The organism is Streptomyces sparsogenes subsp. cuspidosporus (assembly GCF_039532705.1).
GTDB lineage: Bacteria > Actinomycetota > Actinomycetes > Streptomycetales > Streptomycetaceae > Streptomyces > Streptomyces sparsogenes.
In genome coordinates, this window is the sequence record NZ_BAAASD010000001.1 from 245,979 (window position 1) to 267,390 (window position 21,412).

Genomic DNA, 21,412 nt, shown 5'->3' on the forward strand with positions numbered 1-21,412 from the left:
CCGTGGCGGGGGCCGGAGCGGCCCCCGCCACGGCATCGTCACGGCCGTTCGCCGGCCGCCGCGCGCGCCGCGGCGGCGAGCCCCGCCACCGTCGGCCGCTCCAGAAAACGCCGGGGCGTCACCTGGGCCACTCCGTCCCGGACCAGTGTGGCGAGCATGCGCACCGCCAGCAGCGAATCCCCGCCGAGGCCGAAGAAGTCCGCCGCCCGGTCGTCCACGGCGCGGCCGAGCAGTGCGGCCCACCGGCGGGCGATCTCCCGCTCCGTGTCGTCGCGGGGCGCGCCCGGCTCGTCGGCGGCCTGGGCGGATGGCGGTGGAACGGACAACCGCCTGCCCGCCGGCCGGCCCTCGGCGTCCTCCTCGGGAACGTCCAGGGCGTGCGGAAGCACGACTCGCGCGGACCAGCCGTCCGCGTCGACCAGGGATTCGACGGTGGCCATCACATCGTTGAACATCCGGTCCACGTCCTGCGCCGCGAAGATCTCCTCCACCAGGGAGAAGACCACGACCAGCTCGTCACGCAGTTCGAACAGCCGGACCTCCAGGGCCACCTGCGGGGTCCGCAGCTGCTGGTGGTGGCTGCGCAGGTCGATGGTGCCCAGCGGTCCCGCGCTCCGGGGAACCTCGCTGCCGAGCGCGGCGTCGACGCCCAGGGTGCTCTGGAAGACCACGGGCGCCACCGGCCGCCGGGTGTCCCGCCGGCGGCCCAGCTCCCGGGACACCTCGACCCCGGTCACCAGGTTGTGCGCCAGGGCGTCGCTGACATCCCGCTGGGCGCGGGCCGCGAGATCGGCGAACACCGGGGACTCGGGCAGCTCCACCGGGATCAGTACCGTGGAGGAGAAGGCACCCACCAACCGCGGTACGTCCGGGTGGAGGGGGAGGCGGTTCAGCTGGAGGGTGTTGAGGAGGAACCGCCGGTGCCCGCAGGCGCGCGCCAGCGCGGCGGAGAACGCCGCGAACATCGCGGCCGAGGGGGTCACGCCGTGCCGGGCGCACTGTTCCCGCACCGCCGCCCACCGCCCTGCGTCGAGCACGGTCTGCCGCGTGCCCATCAGCGTCGGCCGCACCTCGGCCGGATCAGCGGTGAGCGGAAGTGCGGGCGGAAGCGGGAAGTCGTCGAGGCGCCCCCACCACCAGGCGCGATCGGCCCGCCACTGCTCGGTATCCGGCAGCCCCTCCAGAGCCGCCGCATAGTCCCCGAAGTCGATCTCCAGCGGGGCGAGGACGGCGTTGTAGTCCGCGGCGAGGGCGAACAGATCGCGGTAGAACACCCCCGAGGACCAGCCGTCGATGATCAGAAGGCTGGTCGAGGAGTGCAGCCGCGCCTTCCCGCCGGGCAGCAGGGTCAGCCGCATGTCGAGGCCGCAGCCACGCGTCGGATCCGGGCCTTCGGCGCTCATCTCCCGGCGGATCGCGTCGAGTCGCGAGGCGACCACGGACCCGTCCGCTTCCGTCAGATCCGTCACCCGCAGCCGTGGCATGGCCTCCGGGTCGTCCAGCGGCAGGATCTTCTGCCGCCCGTCGGGCAGCACCCGGGCCCGCAGCACCGACTGATGTTCCGCCAGCCGCTCCAGCGCGTCCTGGAGCGCCTCGCCGATCTCGTCGGGGTCGATGTCCAGCAGGCCGATGTCGACGTAGTGGTGGGCCGAACGGTAGGACAGCTCCCACCCGCCCTGCTGGCCGACGAAGTAACCCTGTTGGAGGGGGAGGAGAGGGAACGGCGCCTGGGGGTCCTCGCGCTGGTTCAGCTCCAGCGGCAGCGGGCGCAGCGGCCCGGTCCCGGCGCTCCGCTCGTGGATGAGGGCGGCCAGGTGAGCGGCGGTGTGTTCGACCCGGACGTCCGAGAGTGCCAGGGCGATACCCAGCCGCTTGCGGATCAGGGCCGCCATGCGCACGGTGAGCACGGAGTCGCCGCCGAGGCTGAGGAAGGGGGCGTCGGCCGGTACGGCGGCCACGTCCGTCTCCAGGACGTCGGCCCAAACCGCGCGTACGGCGTCGACGAGTGCGGCCGGCGCGGTGGCGGCGGCAGTGGCGGGTGTGGTGGTCAAGGGGACGCTCCGATCTCGGTGGTGGTGGCGGGTGAGGGGACGAGACGGTCCACGGCGTGGACGCGTACGGGCCGGTCGGCCGTGGGCAGGCGGGCGGCGAGTGCGGCCGAGACACGGGCCGGGGCCGGGCGCCCGCTTCCGGGCCGGACCCGGCCCGCGAGCACCCGTTGCCCGGCGGCGGCCAGCGGGTGCCCGGCGCCGGGCAGTGCGGGCAGTGGGTCGAACCCGGCCGCGTCCAGTTGGTCCGTCCACTCCTCGGCGGTGAGGAACACCCGGTCCTGTCCGGCCCGCAGATCGGTGAACCAGTGGTCCTCGCCGGCGGCGGGCGACATGAGCAGGTACATCGAGGTGAGCGCCTGGTAGTGCTCGCGGCAGGACTCGACGAGCACCAGCAGGCCGCCGGGTTCGAGGAGTTCGCGCAATCCCGCCAAGGCGCTCCCGACATGGCGGGCGTTGTGCAGGACGTTGGCCGCCAGGACCACGTCCCGTGACCCCGCGGTCGTTTTCTGGTCGGCCGGGACCGCGTTGATGTCGAACAAGGCGAACCGCATCCCCGGGTGGCCTGCGAACGCGGCTCGGGCGGAGCCGAGGAAGAAGCGCGACACGTCAGTGAACAGGTAGTCGGTCCCGGCGTCCCCGAGGGCGTCGAGTACAGGGGCGGTGGTCCCGCCCACCCCGGCGCCCACCTCCAGGATCCGCAGCGGTCCCGGCCCGCGGCGGGCCCGCGCCTCGCGGGCGACGAGCGCCGCCGCGGCGTGGTTGGCCCACCGACTCGGCACGTTGTCGCGGTAGTTGCCCTCGGCGGTGTCCGTCTCTCCCCCGGGAAAGAGCACACCCTGCAACCCGGTCTCGTCCCTCAGGAGCGCCGGGAGGCGGTCGGCCGCCGCGAGGAAGAAACGCGTCATCGACGGCGGGTAGCCCAGCCCCCGGCACGCCTCTTCCAGCGTGCGGCGGGCCCGCGCGTACTCCACCCGGTCCGGCGCCACCAGGCCCCGGTAACGGCCGGTCGCCGCGTCGTGACCCAGCCGCTTCTCGGCGGTCAGCGCGGTGAGCCAGCGCCGCACGATCCATGCGTGCCGCGGAGCGGTGCCGAGCGTCTCGAGCACCTGTGCGGCGTGATGCGCCCAGCCTTGGCGAAAGAGCCGCGCCCGGTCCAGCGTCCGCGCCATGGCCGACAACGCCACCTCGTCCAGCAGCCGGGTGAGCCGGGGCAACGCCGCCAGGTCCTCCCCGGCCACGGAGGCGTCACCCGCGGCGACGGCATCGTCCACAGGGACCGGACCGGCCGTCGCGCGACGGGTGTCCGGCCGCCGCCCGGCGACGAGCAGGGTGCCGCCCGGCATGCCGGGGACCCACTGCCAGGCAGCGACCTCGGGCAAGGTTCTCAGGGCGGCGGACAGCGCTTCGTTCACGGCGCCGTCCCCCCGGCCGCCTCCACGACGGCGATCGAGGGCGGCACGGTGCCCGGGGCCGTCCGGCGGACGTGGTCCCGCAACACCTCCGGCAGCCTGCGGCGCACGAACGCCGTCAGCGGTTCATGGGCCACCGGTCCAGCTGCCACAGGGGCGTCGGCGGGCGGCACGGCCGCCGCGTACGCGCAGCCGGCCGGTGCCGCGACGGCCAGCATGTGCGGGTCGTCGGCGTCGAGGAGGACGGTGGCGTCCAGACCGTGCAGGGCCCGGCGCAGGGCATAGGGTGTGACGGCCCCCGGAGCGTCACCGAGCAGGGCGTTGGGGATGGCCGTCAGGATGGCCGGCCGCTCGCTCAGCGCGGTGCGCAGCGCCACTGACAGGCCCTTGCCCTGGTGGCCGGGCCACCGGACTCGCCGTACCGCGTCGGAATCGTGCAGCGCCCGCGACCGGGGGTCCACGTGAAGGACGAGGTCGTAGCGGTAGCGCGTCAGTTCGGTGTTCAGCTCCATCGTGCGGGCGTGCACGCTCATCCGCACGGGCCTGAAGTGCGCCTCCAGGGCCGTGGCCACGGCCCGGGGAGCGAAGGACAGCTCCTCGTCGCCGGCGATCGCGGCCCTCACCCGGGCGTCGAGGGTGTCCCCGTCGGACGTGGGCGTACGGGTCCGCTCCAGCCAGGTGAAGTGGTGGGTGAGCAGCCCGGAATGGCGGATGTCGCCCACGATCACCGTGCCCGGGGCCGTGACGGCGTCCAGCGCCTCGTGCAGGACTGCCGTGAGGTAGTCGAGACTGGGAAAGCACTGGGTGACCGAGTTCAACAGGACACAGTCGGGGCGGACACCTTCGCCGAAGGCGGCGTCCATCGCCCGCCGTACGACCGCCGTCCCCGCCTCATGGGCGGCGGCGCGGACGAACGCGGTACGGGGCAGGCCCGCTCGTCCCAACCGGTCCACCGCCGCCTGCGCCACATCGGTGCCGACGTATCCGTCCAGGTGGGAGTGGAGGCGGTGGGCCAGCAGCCCGGTGCCGCAGCCGAGCTCCAGTACGCGGCGCGGACGCTGGGACAGCACGAGCTCGACGGTACGGTCCAGCCAGTCCCGCATGTGTTCGGTCGGCAGCGGAAGCCCGGTGTCCGACGCCCGCCAGCCCGACAGGTCCAGGTCATCGGCGTGGCGGCCGTGGGCGTCCTGGTACACCCAGTCGTACACCTCGGCCCAGTGGTCCAGGTGCTCGCACAGCAGCGGCCCGGGGGAGGGGCCCGCCGCCGTGGCGGACGGGCGCGGCCGGACCAGGATCCGGCCGTCCGGAGCGGTCCGCGCCTCGGCCACCCACGGGTGGCCGGCGACGAGGGCCACGATCGGATCGGCGGTCGCCTCAGTGGACATGTGTGTCCTTCCCCTTCGTTCGATCATGACGGGTGTTCGGTGGCGGTGTGGGAAGCAGGGCGGCCGGGCCGTCGGGGACGAGCCGCCCGCCAAGCAGGCGCAGCACGTGATCGGCCCGCCCCGCCACGGCGGGGTCGTGGGTGACCGTCAGCTGGGCCATGCCCTCTGCCCGTAGCCGGTCCAGCAGGTCCAGCACGGTACGCGCGGACGCCGCGTCGAGCGCCGAGGTGGGCTCGTCCAGCAGCAGGACGTCCGGCCGTGCGGCGAGGGCCCGGGCCAGCGCCACCCGCTGCCGCTGGCCCCCGGACAGCCGGTGCGGGCGCTGACGCGCCACGTCCGCGGCGAGCCCGACGGCCGCCAGCAGCTCCGCTGCCACGGTGGCCGAGTCACGGACGCCGAGCCCGTGCAGCACCCGCGGCGGACGCGCCACCGCCCGGCCGGCCCGGTGCGCCGGGTTCAGCTCTCCAGCGGGATGCTGGCCTACGAGCTGGACGGCCCGCAGCTCGTCCCGACCGCGCCGGCCGGCCTGGGCCGCGAGCGGCCGCCCGTGCAGCAGCAACCGGCCCGCGGCGGCGGGGCGCCGGCCCGCCAGGGCGTGCAGCAGGCTGGTCTTGCCGCTGCCCGACGGGCCCAGCACCGCGGTCAACTCGCCCGGTGCCAGATCGAGATCGACCCCCTCGACCAACAGTCCGCCGTCGGGCCGGGCGACCCTCAGCCCACGGGCGGCCAGCGCGGCGCCCCTGACACCGGACGGCGGCTTCCCGGCCCGGGGGCGGCTCCCGGACGGCCCGGTGGGCACGGGTGGCCCGGTGGGCACGGGTGGCTCGGTGGGTACGGACGGCCCGGTGGGCGCCGAAGGGGCGCCGGAGCGCGGTGACAGCCGCACCACGCGATCGGCGAGCCCGGAGATCAGACGGGGGTCGTGTGTCACCAACACGGTGCACCGGCCCGGAACGCCGCGCCGGGCGCGCACCGCCGCGATGACGTACTCCGCCGTCTCCCGGTCCATGGCCGAGGTCGGCTCGTCCAGCAGCAGGACCTGCGGCCCGGCGGCCAGGGCACGGGCGAGCGCGACCCGCTGTGCCTGGCCGCCGGACAGTTCGCGCACCCGCCGACGCGCGAACTCCTCGCCGAGGCCGAGGAGTTCCAGCGCCTCACGGGCGCCTCGCGCCCGCTCGGCGCGGGGCCCGGTCAGCTCCTCGGCCACGATGCGTTCGACTCGCCAGTGCGGATGGAGCGCCAGGGCCGGGTCCTGACCGACGTACCCGCAGCGGGCGCGCCGCCAGCGGCGGGCACCGGCCCCGGGCGGCACCACATGGCCGTACCAGCGCACCGTTCCGGCCGAGCGGCGCAGCCCCGCCGGGAGGGTGTCCAGCAGCGCGTGCAGCAGCGTGCTCTTGCCCGCCCCGGACGCCCCGGCGACGGCGAGCACCTCACCGGGGCCCACCCGCAGGTCCACGCCGCCCAGCAGCACCGCGCCGTCCGTGGTCCGGCGCACCGTCAGGCCGTCGGCTTCCAGCAGGGCCGGGTCCTTCGCCGTCATGCCGCACCCCCCAGACGGCGCCCGGCGGTGCGGGCCGCCGAGGCCGGCAGCCAGGCGGTCAGGGCCAGGGGGACGGCAGGGCCCAGCAGCGCGGCCGGATTGAGTGCCGCGCCCGGCAGGTTCTCGCTCAGCATCAGCGCCCAGTCCGGTGCGGGCGGCTGCGGACCGAGGCCGAGGACCGCGAGGGCGGTGGCCACCTGCAGCGCCGTGACCAGCCGGAGTCCCGCGTCTGCCGCGACCAGGCCGCTCACCGCCGGAAGGAGTTCGCGCACCAGGACCGAGGGTGTGCGCTCGCCGCGCTCGACGGCAGCCCGTACGTAACCGCTGTCCCGCACCGAGGCGCACCGAGCCCCCACCACGCGTGCGGTCAGGGGCGCGCCACTGAGCACGGAGGCGACCACGATCGCCATGGCCCCGGGCAGTGCCACGGCCAGCACCAGGGCGAGGACCAGGGCGGGAACGGCCAGCAGGAGATCGCAGCCCCAGCGCACGGCCCGGCTCACGGCCGCCGTGCCCCACCCCGCGGCCAATCCGAGGGCAACACCGCACAGCAGCGCCGCGGCTGACGCGGCGAGCGAGACGGTGAGCAGGTGCGCCCCACCGGAGAGGGTCCTGGAGAACACGTCGCGTCCCAGCGCGTCGGCACCGAGCGGCGCCTTCCAGGACGGCGGCGCCCACGGAACGGCCACCGGCCGCTCGGGATCGTACGGTGCCAGACGCCGTCCCAGCAGCACCAGAGCCACGAGCGCCACCACCGCGCCGGGCCCGGCCAGGTCCCGGCCGAGCCGGGCGGGGATCATGTCGCACCCCCCGCCGCCGCGACCCCGGCCATCGTCCGCGACCGGCCCGGCCGGTGGGGACCCGCCGCACCGAGGAGGTCGGCCAGCAGCATGCCGAGCAGCGTCGTCGCGGCGGGTATCAGGGCCGCGGCCTGGACGACGGGAACATCGCGCACGGCCACCGAGGAGACCAGGAGACCGCCGATGCCCGGAAAGCCGTACACCGTCTCCACCAGGGCGGTCCCGGCCACCAGCCATCCGGCCATCAGCGCCAGCACCTGGACGGAGGGCACCAGCAGGAACGGCGCGACATGCCGGCGCAGGACCAGCCACGCGGGAAGTCCCCGCGTCCGGGCGTCCGCGACATGCGGCAGGCGCAGGACGTCGGTGAGCGCGCCACGCAGCAGGGCGGTGGCGAAGGCCGCCGACGGCAGCGCCAGGGTCAGGGCGGGCAGGACCAGCGCCTTCGGCTCGGCCCAGGGCGAACCCCCGGGCGGCAGCAGCGACACGGCGGGCAGCCAGCCCAGTACCCCGGACAACACCGCGGTCAGCGCCGCCGCGTACACGACCTGCGGCACGGCGGCCAGTCCGGCCGCGAGCGCCCCGCCCCGGCCCGCCCGGAGAAACCCCACGGCCAGCGCGAGCGCGGTGAGCGCCACCGTGACGGTCAGCGTGACGAGGACGAGCGCCGCCGTCGCGGGCAGCCGCTCCGCGAGCAGACCCGCCACCGGCCTGCCGCTCGCCGACGACAGGCCCAGGTCGCCCCGGATCAGGTGCCCCAACCACCGCAGATACCGGACGGGCGCGGGCACATCCAGGCCGAGCCGTTCCCGCTCGCGCGCGATCTCCTCCGCCGACGCCCGCCCGGCACCCCGCACCTCCCCCGCGTCGCCCGGCAGGACCTCGGTGGCCGCGAAGACCACGGCCGTGGCCGCCAGGGCCGGCAGCACGGTGCGGACGACGACGCGCGTGATCACTCGGCCTTCCAGGCGCGGTCGATGAACATCCGCTGGAAACCGGGCCCGTCGGGCAGCCCGTGCACACCGGGCGCCGTCAGGTCCAGACCGTCCCCGGTGCCCCACACCACGTATCCGCCGTCCCGCCACAGCTCCTTCTGGACACGGGCCAGAACGGCATCGCGCGCCGCGGCGTCCTGTGTCCCCATGGCCTCTTCGAAACCGGCGTCGAACGCCGGGCTGCGCCACGCGGTCTCATTGGTGGGGGAGTCGCTGAGCAGACCGACCCGCACCAGATCGGGGAACGAGATTCCGCCGTAGTAGCCGGTGTAGAAATCCTTCTTGGCGTAGATCTTCGTCCAGTAGGTGTCGGCGGGCTCCACCTTGACCTCGGCGTCGACACCGATGTCCTCGAGCTGCCCGGCGTACAGCGTGGCCGCGGTGTCCATGCCCGGGTACGACGTGGTGGTGTGCAGGGTGAGCTTCAGCCCGTGGGCGTGGCCGGCCTCCTTCAGCAGCCGCTTCGCGCGGGCCACGTCCCGGGTGCGCTGCTCGAGGTCCTTCGGGTACGACGGGTCGTAGGGGGTGGGCAGGTCGTTGGCGATCCGGCCGTAGCCGAGGAACACCGTGTCGACCAGCGCCTTGCGGTCGGCGGCGAGCCGGAACGCCTCCCGGACCTTGGGGTTGTCGAACGGCTCGGCGTCCAGCCGCATGATGAACGGGTACTCGGTGACGCCCTCGCGGGTGACGACCCGGACGGAGGAGGAGCGCCGGGCGGTTTTCACGGCTGCCGGACTGACGCTGCCCGCGACGTCCGCCTGGCCGGAGGTCACGGCCGAGGCCCTGGCCTGCGGATCGGTGATGGCGCGGATCTCGATGCGGTCCAGGTGCGGCCGCGGGCCCCACCAGCCCTTGCTGCGGGTGAGGACGGCGGTCTGGGCATCGGTCCCGGCCACCTTGTAGGGGCCGGAGCCGGGCACGGGCTCGGAGAAGTCCCTGGTGCCGTCGGGCACCACGAAGCTGATCGACTCCAGCGCCCTGGGCGCGTCGGCCATCGGGGCGCGGGTGGGCAGGACCACCGTGTGGGCGTCGGGAGCGGTGGCGGACTTCAGGTCGAAGTCCGCCAGCCGTCCGTAGTTCTCGGCGGCCTTGTCGGCGATGCGGGTCAGCGAGTACAGCACGTCCTTGGCGCGCACCGGTCGGCCGTCGGTGAACTCGGCGTCCTCGCGCAGGTGAAAGGTCCAGCGGTCGAGGGACTTGTTCGGCTTCCAGGACACGGCCAGCCGTGGCCGTGGCTCGCCGTCCGCCCCCGGGACCGTGAGGACGTCGTAGGTGAGGGCGAACCGCATGACGTCGGATTCGTTGCCGAGCCCGCCGTGCGGGTCGTCGCTCGCGGTGGCGGGGGAACCCGCGACCACGTAGCGCAGGGTGCCGCCGTCGACGGGACGGGCGGGGGCGTCGTCGGGGGCGCCGCGACCGGGCCCGGAGCCGCATCCGGTGAGCAGCAGGCAACCGGCCGAAGCGAAGGCGAGGAGGGTCCGGGGCCCGCGTCCGGGCCGGGAGGGGATGAGCATGTTCGTCCGATCAAAGAGACATGGGGAGGGGTCAGCGGGTCGCGTGGGCCGCGAGCGCCCGGTCCAGCAGGGAGACGACCGCCTCGACGGCGGCACCCGTGAGCAGCGAGTAGTGGTGGCCCTCGACGGCGGTCTCCTCGACGGGCCCGGCCACATGGTTCCGCCAGCCGAGCGCGGGCAGGTCGAAGGCGTCGTCCACGCCCATGCCGACCCCCGCGTTGCGGGGGGACGGCTGGGCGGCCCGGATGAGCAGCAGCCGGGTGTCCGGGTCGGTCAGGTGTCCGGCGTGGTGGTCGCCCAGCGCTCGCAGATGCCGTTCGAACACCTCCAGCCGCAGGTCGGCGGTGTCCCTGGGGCCCACCAGCCCGGCCTGGCGCATGCGTTCGGTGACGGTGGCGCGGATCTCCTCGTGGGAGAGCCGGAGCAGGTCGGTCCCGTCCTCCGGCCCGAGCCCGAGGTCCCGGGCGAGTCCCAGGCCGAGGAACGCCTCAAGCGAACGCAGATAGCGCAGGGCCGCGATGGCGGTGTCCTCCCGGGGGCCGGTGCCGCCCAGCGGCCTGATCCGGTCCGGAGTATTGGAGTCGATCATCACGAGAAGGTCGGTGCGCTCCCCGCGCCGCTCCAGCGCACAGGCCATCTCATGGGCCACCGTGCCGCCCATCGACCAGCCGCCGAGCAGGTAGGGCCCGTGCGGCTGGTAGGCGCGTACGGCCGACAGGTAGTGGTCGGCCATGGCCGGGATGTCCGCCGGGCCGGCGCCGCCCGTCAGGGCGGGGTCGGTGAGAGCCACCAGCGGTCTGCCGGCCTCCAGCAGCCGGGCGACCTCGCCGTAGCACAGCACGTCGCCGCCGGACGGATGCATGAGGAACAACGGTCGGCCGCCGTTGCCGTCGCGCAGCAACAGCGCGGTCTCGCCCGGGTTCTCCCGGACCGTGGCCGTGACCGGACGCGGCGGTGCGGCCGGACGCGGGGGCGCGGCCGGGTGCGCCTCGCGTGTCGTGTCCCACGCCGCGGGGTCGGTGGCCAGCCGCTGTACCGCACGGACGTGTCCGGCGAACGCCCGGTCCGCCTCGTCGGCGGGCAACAGGCCCTCCAGGACGTCCCACTGCAGCAGCAGTGTGCCGTGCTGCTCGATCACCTGGTGGTCCAGCCACGTCTGCGGGGTACTGCTCGCCCCGAACACGGGCGTGCCCGCCCAGTCCAGGTCGTGTCCGCCGGCCAGGGGCCCGTCGAGCCCCAGGGCGCTGGTGAAGACCACGGGCACGGACGCGGTGTGTCCCTCGCGTGCGGACTTCTCGGCCAGCAAGTCCAAGGCGGAGAACTCCCGGTGGTCCAGGTCGCGGAAGAGCGTGCGCTGGGCCTGCGCGGCGGCGTCGGCGAAGCTGCCGGGCCGGGAGCGGTCCACCTCGTGGAGCATCAGGGAGGTGAAGTCCCCGACCACCAGATCGACGTCCGGATGCACGTCGGGACGGTCGAACAGGGTCAGCGTGATGGCGAACCGCCCCTGTTCCGACCACCCGGCCAGCGCGTCCGCGTACGCCGCGAGCAGGACCGCGGTGGGGGTGAGGCCGCGCCGTGCGGCCTCGGCCTTGAGCGCCTGCCACTGGCCGGGCTCCAGCCGGGCGGCGCGCCGGGCGAAGCGGGGCCGAGCCGCGGGCGTGTCCGACGTTTCCGGCTGAGGACGGCGCACCGGCAGGCGCGGTGCGCCGGGCAGCGTGTCGAGCCTGGCCAGCCAGTAGGCGGCGGCCCGCTCCCGCGCCGGACCCTGCGCGCGTTCCTCCAGGGCGGCGACGCAGGCGGCGAACGTCGTCCCGATGGCCGGGAGCCGCGCACCGGGGTCCTCGTACAGGGTGCGCAGCTCGCGATCCCAGATCAGGAAGCTGGCGGTGTCGCAGACGAGCACATCCACATTGAGGAAGAGCCGTACGACCCCGCCGGGCAGGCGGGCGGCGCGGATGTCCACCAGCGGCCACTGGCCGGGCCGGGGCTCGCGGCCGACCATGGAATCCCGGATGCGGGCCAGCCTGTCGTCGAGTGCCTCCTCATCGAGCGCGGAGAGGTCCCGTACGCGGATGCGGTAGCGGGGCACGCGGTCGAGGATCCGGTTGCGTCCCTCGGGCGTGACGACCGCGCGCAGCATGGGGTGGCGGGCGATCACACGGTTCCAGGCGTCCTCGTAACGGTCCGTGTCCAGGCCGGGGCAGTCGTGTTCCAGATGGAACGAGCAGGGCACGTCCCCGAGTCCGTAGCCGCCCGATCCGCCGACCCAGTAGGCGTGCTGCACCCGTGTGAGCGGGAACTCCCGCGGCCCGTCGGCGCCATGCCCGGCGACGGTGTCGAGGGCGCTGGTGGGGTGGCCGTCGGCGCCTGCCGGACGCGGGGCGGGCGCCGGGGCCGTGCCGTCCGGGAGCAGCGCCGCCAGCGCGGCGACGGTCGGTCGCGACAGCAGGTCCTGGAGCCGCAGCCCGACGCCGTGCTCGTCGCGGAGCCGGGCCAGCATCCGGGTGGCCAGCAGGGAATGGCCGCCGAGGGCGAAGAAGTCCGCCTCACGGTCGCGGACCGGGAATCCCAGCAACTCCGACCAGAGTGCGGCCATCGTCTCCTCCGGGCCGCTTCGAGGCTCGCCGCCATGGCCGGATTCCCCCTCCGGCGCGCCATCCGCCGCGGCCCGGCGGACCTCGGCCGGCGTGCCGGACGTGCGCCCTTCCAGGTCGGCGGGGGAGACGGCCACCCACGCGGGGGCCCGGCCGTCGGCGGCCAGGGCGAGGAGCCGGTCCACGGAGCGCATGCCGTCCCGCAGACCGATCGAGTGCCGTGCCGCCACGGTCCGCTCGCCGCCGCCCGGCCCGACCCGCCAGGCGTCCCAGGCGACGCTGAGCCAGCGGGTGCCACCGCGTGCCCCCAGCCGCTCGGCCAGGGCGTCGAGGTAGCGATTGGCCGCGGCGTACGGGGCGATCCCCAGGCCGCCGACGACGGTCGTCGCCGACGACATCAGCAGGACGGTGGCGGGGCGCCGGCTCTCCGGCAGTGCCGCCACGGCGGCCCGCAGCGCCTCAGCCCCGGCGACCTTGGCGCGTGCGTGCGCGGCCACCACCTCGCGACCGACCGAGCGCAGCGGCGCCACCGCCGTCGACGCGACCACCCCCGCGGCGTGTACGACGAGATCGAGACCGCCGTACCGCTCGGCCACCTCCCGCAGCAGCGCCGCGGTGGCCGTACGGTCCCCGGCGTCGACCGCGCGTACCTCGACCGGCAGCCCGCGGTCCGTCAGCCGTGCCACCGCGGCGACCCGTCCGGCTTCCCGGCTGCCCGGTGCGGGATCGGGCGCGAGCCCGGCGCGCCCGGTGACCACGACGTGCCATCCGGCCTCGGCCAGATGTCCGGCCATGGCCAGACCGACGTCCCCCAGCCCGCCGATCAGTACGGCGGTGCCCGGCGCCGCCCGGTCGTGTTCCCTGGGCGGGCGGGGCTGCCACGCGGTCAGGGAACGTGTCCAGCGGTGGCCGCCACGCCGTGCGGCCTCCACTCCGCCACGTCCCCCGTACGACAGTTCCGCCGCCTCCTCGCACACGGCCCGGGCGCCCGCCGCGGGGCTCTCGTCGGCCGGGAGGTCGAGGGTGCGCCAGCGCAGACCGGGGAACTCCTGGGCCAGTACGCGCGGCACGGCCGTGGCCGCCGCGCCGCCCGGGTCGGGGCGGTCGGCGCTCTCGACCTGCTGGGCCGCCCGGCTGACGTGCAGCAGGCAGGTCCGGTCCGCCCACGCGGCGGTGAGCCGGGCCAGTTCCGCGTGGCGCAACACCCCGTCGGCCACCCGGTCGGCGGGGGCGCCGTCGGTGTCGGACAGGTCCAGCACGATCACACCCGCGCAGGGGGCCGAGGGATCGGCGGCCACATCGGCGGCGCCGATGGTTGTCGCCCCGGCCGCGGCCAGCTCCGCGCGCACCGCGTCGACGAGCGGATGGTCCGCGGGGCCGTCCAGCAGCCAGCGGCCGTCGAGGGAGGGCGCGTCGTCCGGTGCCGGTACGCGGTGCCAGGAGGGTACGTGGAACGGCTCGTCCGCGTCCGGGCCGACCGTCGCGTCCGTCGCGGTCCCGCCCGCCACGGCCTGGAACGCGGGCGGATCGATCCACAGCCTGCGGCGGGTGAACGGGTGGCCGGGCAGGGGGACGCGCCGACGGCCGGGCCGGTGCAGCCCTTCGGCGTCGAGCCGGACGCCGAGGGTCCACAGCTCGCCCGCGGCGGCCAGCAGCGCCGCCCGTTCACCGCCGGTCTCGTCGCGGCCGGGGAACGTGGCGAGGGCCGCGACCAGGTTCGGTGACCGGTGGCGGCGGGCGAGTTGCAGCAGACCGTCACCGGGACCGGTCTGCACGACCACGGTGGGGCCTTCCCCGAGCAGGGTCGTCAGCGCGTCGGAGAAGCGGACCGGGGACCGCAGATGGGACACCCAGTGGTTCGCGCCGGGCGCACCGTCGAGGCGGCGGCCGGTGAGCGTGGAGAACAGGGGGACACGGGGAGCTCGCGCGTCCACCGCCGAGGCGGCTGCCCGCAGGTCGGGCAGGACGGGATCGACCAGCCGGGAGTGGGCCGCCGCGGCCAGAGGTACCCGCGCCACGCGCACTCCGTCTGCGGCCAGCCGGGCCTCCAGCACGGCCACCGCGGCCTCGGGGCCGGAGACCACACTGGACCCGGGGGCGTTCACGGCGGCCAGGTCCAGCTCGGGATGGGCCGCCAGCAGGACCGTGACGTCCTTCTCGCCGAACGGCACGGTGAGCATCGCACCGCTCCCGGCGGCCCGGGACATGCCCCGGGAGCGGACCTTCACCAACGCCGCCGCGTCGGCCGGGCTCAGCGCTCCCGCCACCACCGCGGCGGCGTACTCGCCGACACTGTGCCCCACCACCGCGCCCGGCCGCACCCCCCACGCGCGCAGGACGCGCGCGGTGGCGAGGGAGACGGTGAACAGCGCCGGGAAGCCGTACGCGGGATCACGGACGAGCCGCCCGGCCTCGGCGTCGTCGGGGTCCGCGAGGAGCAGGTCGGTCAGTGGCGGAGCGCCGTCGCCGTCGAACAGGGCGGCGCACTCCTCGACGGTCCGGGCGAAGGCGGGCTCGTCCACCAGGAGTTCGCGCCCCATGCCGGGGTACGGGGCGCCGCCACCGGGGAAGGCCAGCACGACCCGGGGAACCGAGGCCGGCGCGGAGCCGTGCCGGGCGGTCCGCAGGGCTTGGCCGTCGTGGCCGGGGTGGCCCGTGAGGACCGCCGCGGCGCGGTGCGGCAGCGCCGTACGGCCGGCGTGCAGCGTGAAGGAGGCGTCCGCCACGGGTGTGTCCGCCGTGGCCAGGGCGTCGGCGGTCTCCGTCAGGGTGCGTGCCAGGGCGTTGTCGCTGTGCGCCGACAGCAGCATCAACTGCGGTCGCGGATCGGGTTCCGGCCGGGCGCGTGGCGGCGGACTTCCCAGCAGTACATGGCAGTTGGTGCCGCCGATGCCGAAGGAACTGACGCCTGCGTAACGCGGCCCGGGCCATTCCGTGGTCCGGTGGACGACGGTGAAGGGTGAGTCGTCCAGTTCGAGGTCGGGGCTGAGCGGAGCGGCGTCGAGGGTGGCGGGGAGGACGCCGTGGTGCAGTGCCAGCACCGTCTTCGCGAATCCGGCGATGCCGGCCGCCGTGTTGGCGTGGCCGATGTTGCTCTTCACCGAGCCGAGGCCGCACCACGCGGGGCCGGCCGTCCCGAACACCCGACGCAGCGCGGTCAGTTCGACGAGGTCGCCGAGCCGGGTCGCCGTGCCGTGCGCCTCGACGTAACTCACCTGGCGCGGTTCCAGGCCGGCCATGGTGAGCGCTTCGGAGATCACCCGCGCCTGGCCGCGTGGAGAGGGGGCGGTGAAACCCGTCTTGTCGGCACCGTCATTGTTGACGGCCGATCCGCACACCACCGCGAGGACCGGGTCGCCGTCGGCGAGGGCGTCGTCCAGGCGGCGCAGGACCGCGACCCCCACGCCCTGGGTGTGGACGATGCCGGTGCCCTCGGCGGAGAACGCGCGCACCCGCCCGTCGGCCGAGAAGATGCCGTCGGGCACGTGCAGATAGCCCAGCCCCTGGGGGATGATCAGGGAGACGCCCCCGGCGAGCGCGGTGTCGCACTCGCCGGACAGCAGCGACTGCGCGGCCAGGTGTACGGCGACCAGTGAGGTGGAGCAGGTGCTGCCGACCGCGACCGCCGGCCCGGTCAGGCCCAGACGGTGCGCCACGTGCAGGGGCAGGTAGTCGCCCACGGTGGCCATCGCCGTCTGGAGGCTGCCGACCGGGTCCGTGGCCGCCGCGTTGTAACGCTGGGCGAGGTTGCGCATCAGGTAGTCGCTGTGCGCCGAGCCGGCGAACACGCCGACGGCTCCCGCACCGGTTCCACCGCCGTGTCCGGCGCGTTCCAGGGCACGCCAGCATGCCTCCAGGAACAGCCGCTGCTGCGGGTCCATGAGGGCGGCCTCCGCGTCACCGAGCCCGAAGGGGCCCGGGTCGAACCGGTCCTGGCCGTCGATGACCCCGCCCACCGGCACATACGCGGGGTGGGTGCGCAGCCGCCGAGGGACACCGCGGGCCGCGAGTTCACGTTCGGTGTGGCGGGTCAGGCCGTGGCCTCCGGAGACCAGCAGGTCCCAGAACGCCTCGGTGTCGGGGGCGCCGGGAAACCGGCAGTCGAGGGCGGTGACGGCGATGAGGGGCTGGCCGAGGCCGGACACGTCGGTCATCGGCCGACCTCCTGGGCCCGGGCCCGGGCCGCGACCCGTGAGGGACGGCGCGTGGCCGTGGAGGCGGCGGGGGCCGCGGGGAGTTCGGCGGCCGGTTCCGCGGCCGGTTCCGCCGCCGGGGGTGACGGCGTTTCGTGGGCCGCCGCGCCCGCCCCGTCCGTACGGTACGTCGCCCGCAGGCCGGTGATGTGGGCGGCGAGCGACTCCACCGTGGCATGTTCGAACATGTCGGCGAGGGCGAGCCGGGGCGCGAGGCTCTCGCGCAGCCTGCGATGGGCGAGGACGAGGGTCAAGGAGGTGGCTCCCAAGGCCGTGAAGGCGCTGTCCGCCCCGACCGGACCGCCGGTCAGGTCGGTGAGGATCGCGACGACGGCGTCGGCCACGTCGGGGTCGGCGGCGCGAAGGTGTCGGGTCACCGCGTCGCGTGGCGACGATGCCCGGGCAGCCGGGGAGGCGGAGCGGTGGGCCGTCGGTGTCCCGGTGACCGTACGGCTGCCGTGCGGGCCGGCGGTGTCCGCCCGCAGCGCGATCTGTACCAGACCGTCTGCGGAGAAACGTTCCTCCCATGGGGCGTCGCGGTCGGCCGTGATCTCCCGCACCCGCTCCAGCCAGCGAGCCGACGCGGCGAGCGCCTCGGCCGGGGAGAGCCGCCCCGGCCGTACCACCAGCGCGGTGTCCAGCCCCAGCGCGGCCGCCTCCGCGAGGGCGGAGTCGGCCCAGGCCGGGGCGGCCGGGGAGGCTGTGCCGACCGGCCGCACGGCGGGCGCCGCGGCCGGTGCGTCGTCGTGCGTCTGCTCCCCGTCGTTCTGATACGGGTTCTCGAGCTGATACGGGTTCTCGAGCGCCGCGTGGTCGATCTTGCCGTTGGCCGTGACAGGCAGTGCCTCCAGGACGACGAACCGGCTCGGCACCATGTAGTCGGGCAGCCGTTCGCGCAGCGCCTGGGCCAGTTCGCCGGCCGGCGGCGCGGCCTGCGACCCCTTCGGCGCCAAATAGGCCACCAGGCGCGGGCGGTCGTCCGGGCCGGGCACCGAGGACACCACACACTGCCGGACGCCCGGATGCCGGCCCAACGCCGCCTCGATCTCGCCCAGTTCGATGCGGTGCCCGCGGATCTTGACCTGCCGGTCGGCGCGTCCCAGGAACTCGATGGTGCCATCGGCGCGCCACTGACCGAGATCCCCGGTGCGGTACAGGCGCATCCCCAGGACGGGATGGGGAGCGAAGCGCGCGCCGGTCTGCTCCGGATCCCCGATGTACCCGCGGGCCAGTCCGTCCCCGCCGATGAACAGTTCGCCGGGCTCCCCGACGGGACAGGGGCCGCCCTTCTCGTCGAGGATGTGGAAGGACTGGGCACGCAGGGCCCGGCCGTAGGGGATGCTGCGCCACTGGGGATCGACCTCACCCACGGGATGGGTGATGGACCAGATGGACGCCTCGGTGGCCCCGCCCAGACTCATGAACCGGGCCTGCGGGGCGAGCCGGCGCAGCCGGTCGGGGAGGGTGAGGGGTATCCAGTCGCCCGAGAGCATCACCAACCGCAGGTCGCGCAGCGCCGCTGTGGCCGCCTCCGGTTCGATCTCGGCGTACTCGACGAGCATCTCCAGCAGCGCGGGGGCGGTGTTCCAGACGGTGACGGAGTGGCGGCGGGCGAGTTCCAGCCAGTGTTGCGGGTCACGCTGCCGGGCGGGGTCGGGCAGGACCAGCGAACCGCCCGCGCCGAGCACCCCGTAGATGTCGAAGACGGACAGGTCGAAGCTGAGCGCGGAGAGGGCCAGGACCCGGTCCTCGGCATTGATGCCGAAGCGATCGACCACGTCGTCGATGGTGGTGCGGGCGGCACGGTGCTGGATCTCCACGCCCTTGGGCGTGCCGCTGGAGCCCGAGGTGAAGATGACATAGGCCGTGTCGTCCGGCGCCGGACGCGAGGGTTCCACCGGCCGGTCCGTCTCCTGAGCCCGTTGCCGGGCTCTGGGCCGGCCCGCCGCGGTGAGGCCGTGCACGGTGACACTCTCGGGCCAGCCGGTGTCCACGCCCCGGCCGACAAGGGCGTGCCGTACCCCCGCCCGCTCGCAGACCGCGGCGACGCGGGCATCGGGCCAGGAGGGTTCGACGGGCAGGTAGCCCGCGCCACAGGAGTTGACGGCCAGGACGGCGGCGATCTGGGCGGGGCCCTTCTCACAGGCGACCGCGACCAGGTCGCCGGGGCCCACGCCCCGCGCGGTGAGCATGGCGGCGGTGGCGGCGGCGTTCTGAGCGAGACGGCCGTGTGTCGTGGTGCCACCGTCGCCGCGCAGGGCAGGGCGGTCGGGGTCGCGTCGGGCCGTGGCCGCCGCCGGGTGGTGCAGGAGCGGTCCCGCGTCGGGGAAGGGGAGGGCGTCGAGGGGTTCCGCCGGGAGGACGAACGGGTCCCACGCCAGGCTCGGATCCTTCCAGCCGGACGCGTCCGTCAGGCGGCGCAGGAGCCGTTCGTAGGAGGCCAGCATGGATCCGATGTAGCCCCGGGGGAAGGCGCCGTCGACGGCGTCCCAGGCGATACGCAGGGCTCCGCCCTCGTCCCACACGATGTGGTCGAGCAGCACCTGGGGGGTCTGCGAGACGCCGAAGACCTCCTCACCGATCCACGCCGCCGCGGGCTCGGCCTCGCCGGACAGGCCCACGCCGCTGGTGAAGACGACGGGGTAAGGCGGTGTCCCTCCGGTGCGTCCCCCGGTGCATCCCTCGGCGTGTCCCTCGGCGTGTCCCCCCGCGCGTCCCTCGGCGTGGCCGAGGTCCCGCAGGACTTCCACACCCGAGACCGAGCGGTGGTCCAGGTCCGTCCAGAAACGGTGGTTGAGGTCGGCGGCGTACGTGGCGAACCCGGACCATGAAGCAGGGTCGAAACGGGGCGTGGCCACCAGGGCTGTGGTGGTGAAGTCACCCACGATCCGCTCGATGCCCTCGGGCTCCTCCGGCCGGTCGAACAGCGTGGTGTTGAGGCAGACCCGTTCCCCGGCGCCCCACCGGCCGAGGATGACGGCGAAGGCGGCCAGCAGCGCGGCGGTCGGGGTGACGCCGTGCTCGGAACATCGCGCGCGCAGCGCCCGCCACTCGGTGGCTGCGAGGCCCCCGGCGTGCCGGGTGAACCGAGGAGGTCCGCCGGTGGCGGGATCGTGGAGCACCGGCAGCCGCGGCGCGGGCGGCAGGTCCGCGGCGCGCGCCGCCCAGTAGGCCCGGTCACGCTCGCGTCGGGCCGCCCATCGCGGGGCGGCGGCCCGCTCGCGGAGCAGGGTGGCGAAGTCGGTCGGCGGCGCCGGAAGGCGGTGAGCGGGATCGGCGACGAGCTGTCCCCACTGGCGGATGAGCAGCATCCAGCCGGCCATGTCGGTGATGAGCACGTCGACCCCCACATGGAGGTGGGTGCGGCCGTCGGGCAGGAACACCGCGTGGAGGTCGAACAGCGGCCACCGCCCGGTGGGGCGCACCTGGTGGGAGCGCTCGTGCCGTACGGCGGCGAGCGCCTCGGCCACCTGTGCCCGGGACGCGTCGCGCAGGTCGGTGACACCGATGCGGTACGGGCCGGGGGAGGGCAGGACACGCTGGTGGCCACGGTCGTCGACGACCATGCGCAGCATCGGGTGGTGCTCGACGAGGCGGTTCCAGGCGGCCTCGAGCCGGGCGGTGTCCGCGACCGGATCGCCTGATGGAGGGAGCCGGTCGTACTCGTAGTAGTAGAAGGTGGCCACTCCGCCGAGTGCGAATCCTTCCTCCCGTCCGACCAGGTAGGACTCCTGAACGGCGGTCAGGGGAAAGGACTCTGTGACCGGAGCCGGGGCCGGAGCCGTATCGCTGTGTGAGGTTGCCCGGTCGGTGTGTGCCGACCGCCCCGACAACCGCGCGGCGAGATCCTTCGCGGCCGCACTCCCGAGAAAGGCCGTCAACGGCAGGTCGTGCCCGGTGCGTTCGCGAATCCTGCGACGCAGCCGCACGGCGGTGAAGGACTCCAGCCCCAGGGCGGTCAGCGGGGTGTCCGGGGTGATTCGGGCCGGTTGAGTGCCGAGAACTTCGGCGATGCAGTCGGTGACGTGTTCAAGGGCGGAGTCGGTATGTGCGGGCTGACTCATCGGGCTCCGTCGTCGCTGGAGAAGGAGTGGAAGTCCCCTGTTCCCGCTGAGGAGCGGCAGGGGTACACCAAGGAAGTTAGATGAAAATGATTGTCATATCAACCCTTGGATCTTGGAGTTCTCGCTCGCCAAGGAGGCGGCGTACAGGTTGAGTTCGGGGCGGCCGACCCGGTACGGGGTCAGCCCGTGCTCGGCGAGTTCCCGGGCCAGCTCGATCTCGTCCAGGACCCACCAGGCGTAGTCCACCGTCACCTCGGACAGCGCTCGTCCCTGCCGCAGGGTGCGGTAGGTCATGTGCCACGTGACCCGATGGTCGCCGCTGGGCTCGGCGCTCGCCCAGCCCTCGTAGGTGAGGTCGCCCACCGTGAGGTTGGCCATGAGGGCCGGGGGGACGTGGGCGGGGGTGGTCGGCGGGGCGAGGTTGATGATCACGCGGCCCCCGGGGGCCAGACGAGGGGCGACCCTCGCCCACAGCTCGTACCGCTCGTCCGGCGACAGGTGGCCGATCATGTTCATGGCCACCAAGGCGCGCACCCGCTCGGGAAGCGGGATGTTCAGGGCGTCGCCGGGTGCGACGGTGACGCGTCGGCGCAGCCGCGCGTCCTCGTGGACCCGGGCGAGCAGCACCGCCCGCAGGGCCGGGGACGGTTCGACGGCCAGGATCGGGGAGTCGCCGGGGAAGGCGGCGCACACGGCACGGACGCCCCTCCCCGACCCCGCGCCCAGGTCGACGATTGTCCCCGGGATGGCTTCGGTGCCCTTCAGGGTATCGGCCAAGGCGGGACCGAAGGCGTCCCACGCCTCCGCGATCATGATGTCGATGTACTCGGCCGATCGTGCGTAAGGGTCGTTCATCATCGGCTC

The 21,412-nt window shown here is 74.7% G+C and carries 10 protein-coding genes; all 10 read right to left on the bottom strand.

The window, feature by feature from the left end; genetic code table 11:
• Nucleotides 1-38: 38 nt before the first annotated feature.
• Nucleotides 39-2,051 carry a condensation domain-containing protein gene (locus ABFY07_RS00860; protein ID WP_346172534.1) on the bottom strand — a complete coding sequence of 671 codons (2,013 nt, stop codon included), beginning with the start codon at nucleotides 2,049-2,051 and terminating at the stop codon, nucleotides 39-41.
• Nucleotides 2,048-3,463 carry a class I SAM-dependent methyltransferase gene (locus ABFY07_RS00865; RefSeq protein ID WP_346172535.1) on the bottom strand — a complete coding sequence of 472 codons (1,416 nt, stop codon included), beginning with the start codon at nucleotides 3,461-3,463 and terminating at the stop codon, nucleotides 2,048-2,050. Before ABFY07_RS00865 ends, ABFY07_RS00860 begins: the two co-directional genes overlap by 4 nt.
• Entirely contained in the window at nucleotides 3,460-4,845 is a 1,386-nt protein-coding gene (locus ABFY07_RS00870) for a class I SAM-dependent methyltransferase (RefSeq protein ID WP_346172536.1), read from the bottom strand. The genes ABFY07_RS00865 and ABFY07_RS00870 overlap by 4 nt, the downstream gene beginning before the upstream one ends.
• On the bottom strand, nucleotides 4,835-6,388 hold the full coding sequence (locus tag ABFY07_RS00875) for an ABC transporter ATP-binding protein (protein WP_346172537.1): 1,554 nt from the start codon (nucleotides 6,386-6,388) through the stop codon (nucleotides 4,835-4,837). Before ABFY07_RS00875 ends, ABFY07_RS00870 begins: the two co-directional genes overlap by 11 nt.
• Entirely contained in the window at nucleotides 6,385-7,188 is an 804-nt protein-coding gene (locus ABFY07_RS00880; RefSeq protein WP_346172538.1) for an ABC transporter permease, read from the bottom strand. The genes ABFY07_RS00875 and ABFY07_RS00880 overlap by 4 nt, the downstream gene beginning before the upstream one ends.
• The gene (locus tag ABFY07_RS00885; protein WP_346172539.1) at nucleotides 7,185-8,144 is read right to left on the bottom strand and encodes an ABC transporter permease; all 960 of its coding nucleotides are present in this window, start codon (nucleotides 8,142-8,144) and stop codon (nucleotides 7,185-7,187) included. Before ABFY07_RS00885 ends, ABFY07_RS00880 begins: the two co-directional genes overlap by 4 nt.
• Nucleotides 8,141-9,697, bottom strand: coding sequence for an ABC transporter substrate-binding protein (locus ABFY07_RS00890; protein WP_346172540.1), 1,557 nt, complete (start codon nucleotides 9,695-9,697; stop codon nucleotides 8,141-8,143). Before ABFY07_RS00890 ends, ABFY07_RS00885 begins: the two co-directional genes overlap by 4 nt.
• A 31-nt stretch (nucleotides 9,698-9,728) precedes the next feature.
• A complete protein-coding gene (locus ABFY07_RS00895) occupies nucleotides 9,729-16,445 on the bottom strand; it encodes an SDR family NAD(P)-dependent oxidoreductase (protein WP_346172541.1) in 6,717 nt (2,238 codons plus the stop codon).
• Entirely contained in the window at nucleotides 16,442-20,548 is a 4,107-nt protein-coding gene (locus tag ABFY07_RS00900; protein ID WP_346172542.1) for an amino acid adenylation domain-containing protein, read from the bottom strand. Before ABFY07_RS00900 ends, ABFY07_RS00895 begins: the two co-directional genes overlap by 4 nt.
• A 93-nt stretch (nucleotides 20,549-20,641) precedes the next feature.
• Complete coding sequence (locus ABFY07_RS00905; protein ID WP_346172543.1) at nucleotides 20,642-21,403, bottom strand: class I SAM-dependent methyltransferase; 762 nt, start codon at nucleotides 21,401-21,403, stop codon at nucleotides 20,642-20,644.
• Nucleotides 21,404-21,412 lie beyond the last annotated feature (9 nt).